Origin of the sequence: Paracoccus sp. DMF, from assembly GCF_004407025.1 — a bacterium.
Lineage (GTDB): Bacteria > Pseudomonadota > Alphaproteobacteria > Rhodobacterales > Rhodobacteraceae > Paracoccus > Paracoccus aminovorans_B.
Genome location: NZ_SOKV02000110.1, coordinates 1 through 2,368 on the forward strand (window position 1 = coordinate 1; position 2,368 = coordinate 2,368).

At 62.4% G+C, this 2,368-nt stretch carries 2 protein-coding genes; one reads left to right on the forward strand and one right to left on the reverse strand.

Annotation, left to right across the window (positions count from 1 at the left end):
- Nucleotides 1–164: 164 nt before the first annotated feature.
- Nucleotides 165–1,262 (reverse strand): Fic family protein, encoded by a 1,098-nt coding sequence (locus E3D03_RS20445; RefSeq protein WP_263568476.1) that lies wholly within the window; start codon nucleotides 1,260–1,262, stop codon nucleotides 165–167.
- 239 nt (nucleotides 1,263–1,501) lie between these two features.
- Between E3D03_RS20445 and E3D03_RS20450 the strand changes: the two genes are divergently transcribed.
- Entirely contained in the window at nucleotides 1,502–2,341 is an 840-nt protein-coding gene (locus tag E3D03_RS20450) for a UvrD-helicase domain-containing protein (protein WP_263568477.1), read from the forward strand.
- Nucleotides 2,342–2,368: the final 27 nt, after the last annotated feature.

Below are 2,368 nucleotides of genomic sequence, written 5' to 3' on the forward strand. Positions count from 1 at the left end.
CGCAGGTTCAAATCCTGCCCCCGCAACCAAAAATACCAGTGTTATCAAAGACTTCAAAGCCGAGCATAACGCTCGGCTTTTGTCATTCCAAATTCTTGTCAACACCTGGTCAACGTTTTACGAGCCCCCCCCTTCGACGGGGCGAATAATCGCCGCCAGTACCGTCACAGCACCAACTCATAGTGCGTGCTGCGGCCGCCGCCTTCGCCCTTCCGCAGCAGACCGAGGTCCAGTAGAGCCGTGATGTCACGGTTCGCAGTGTCCTGCGAGCACTTGGCGATGATGGCCCACTTCGAAGAGGTCATCTTGCCCTCGAACCCATCAAGCAAGCGGTTCAGCACCTTGATCTGACGTTCGTTCAGCGCCAGCGCCGCAGTGCGTTCCCAGAACTGCCCCTTGGCGACGACCGCAGCCAAGACGCCGTCGGCACCGTGAACCGCGCGGCCGAGGCAGTTAAGGAACCACAGGAGCCATGATGTGACGTCCGTGCCCCCCTTCTGAGTGCGCTCGAGCTGCTCGTAGTAGGCGTTCCGCTCGGTCCTGATCTGCGCGGACATGCTGTAGAACCGCTGCGAGCTTCCCTCCGAACGGGCAAGCGCCAGGTCGGCGATGGCGCGGGCGATGCGGCCGTTGCCGTCCTCGAAGGGGTGGATCGTCACAAACCACAGATGCGCCAGCGCCGCCTTGATCACAGGGTCGGTGGCCAGCGGTGCGTTGAACCATGTGAGGAAGGCTTCCATCTCCGCCACGACCCGCGGTGCGGGTGGGGCGGAGTAGTGGACTCTCTCCCGGCCAAAGGGCCCGGACACCACCTGCATCGGGCCGGTGCTGTCATCACGCCAATCGCCGACGATGATCTTCGTCATGCCGCTGCGTCCGGTGGGGAACAAAGCCGAATGCCAGCCGAAAAGGCGCTCGGCGGTGAGCGGGGCCTGAAAGTTCCGCGTTGCGTCCAGCATCACCTCAACAATGCCTTCCACATTGCGATCGGTCGGAGGCAGGGCGCCGATGTCGATGCCAAGCCGTCGGGCGAGGGATGACCGCACCTGAGTGGCGTCCAGCTGTTCGCCCTCGATCTCGCTTGTCTTGACGACGTCCTGCGTCAGGGTCTGCAGGACCGCCTCCTCGCGTAGCTTGAAGCCCAGCGCTTCCATCCGGCCTATCAGTCGCCCCTGGTCGTGACGCACTGCAGCCAGGGGCGCAGCAATGCTGCCGTCCTGCCAGGTTAGCCTGGGCCAGTCTGTTTGTTCCCAGATGTACACGACATTCTCCGCGCTAAGTGCGGCGATTGTGGGCCGCATTCTCCGCAAGCGCAAGGAAAAACACCGCAAGATATGCGGAGAATGTGGGAGCTAATCTCCGCACGACACGAACGCGTGGTTTCGTCGCTTGTCGGCCAATGAAGCTGTAGAACTCCCAACCACGGTCTGTGCACTCGCCAGTTGCAGTTCAAGCCGGTCGCAGCACAAGCTGACAGGACGCGACGACGAGGCCCAGTTCATTGATTCGACTGCAACAACGCCCTTTGCTTGGTTTCCTGATTGACCCCTTCGGGATGTCTGCTCGTGCCATGGCGCTAGACGGGGATCACATCAGGATCACGCGACGCGGTCAGGTTGCGACCGTGTCACTGCAGGCGCTGACCCGTGCACCAGTTCTCCGGAAAGGGATGCTCGGAACTGCGCTGACCTTAAAGTCGCAGGAGCATAACAATGTCACGCTGAAGGGGGCGGGGCACGTCGCAGCCAGGGAGTTCGCGGAAGAGGTCAAGGAAGCCTGGACGCGCGTCAATCTCGCAGCCCTTGAGAAGGAAGCGGCGCGGCTGGACAGAGTTCTTGCCGGGGTGCTGAGACTAGCGGCACCGCCGCACTATCCCTCGGCGTGCAAGATCGCGCCGCTCTTGGATGACGCCAAGGCTCTGGATGCATCGCTTCTGTCAAAGCTGAATGCCGAGGCCATCGGTCCAGAGGTCGCGGCGCGCATCGCACCGGTCCGAAAATTCGCCGCCGACCCGCGATCAGCACGGGCGAATGCCATCGCCGCCTTCGTCACGGCCGAACTGGACCGTTGGAAGGAGTTCTTCGACACTATCGAAAGCAAGCCGCTGACCCCGGAACAGCGCCTTTCGGTTGTCGTCGACGAGGATGCGACTCTGGTCCTTGCCGGGGCGGGATCCGGAAAGACCAGCGTCATCACCGCCAAGGCAGCCTATCTGGTCAAGGCGGGCATCCGCCAGCCGGAGGAAATCCTGCTTCTGGCCTTCGCGAAGAATGCGGCCGAGGAAATGTCGGAACGGGTCGAAGCCCGATCCGGCGTGCCCATCGTCGCGCGGACCTTCTGAACCGCGCCGGGTTTGCCGGAGGCTGAT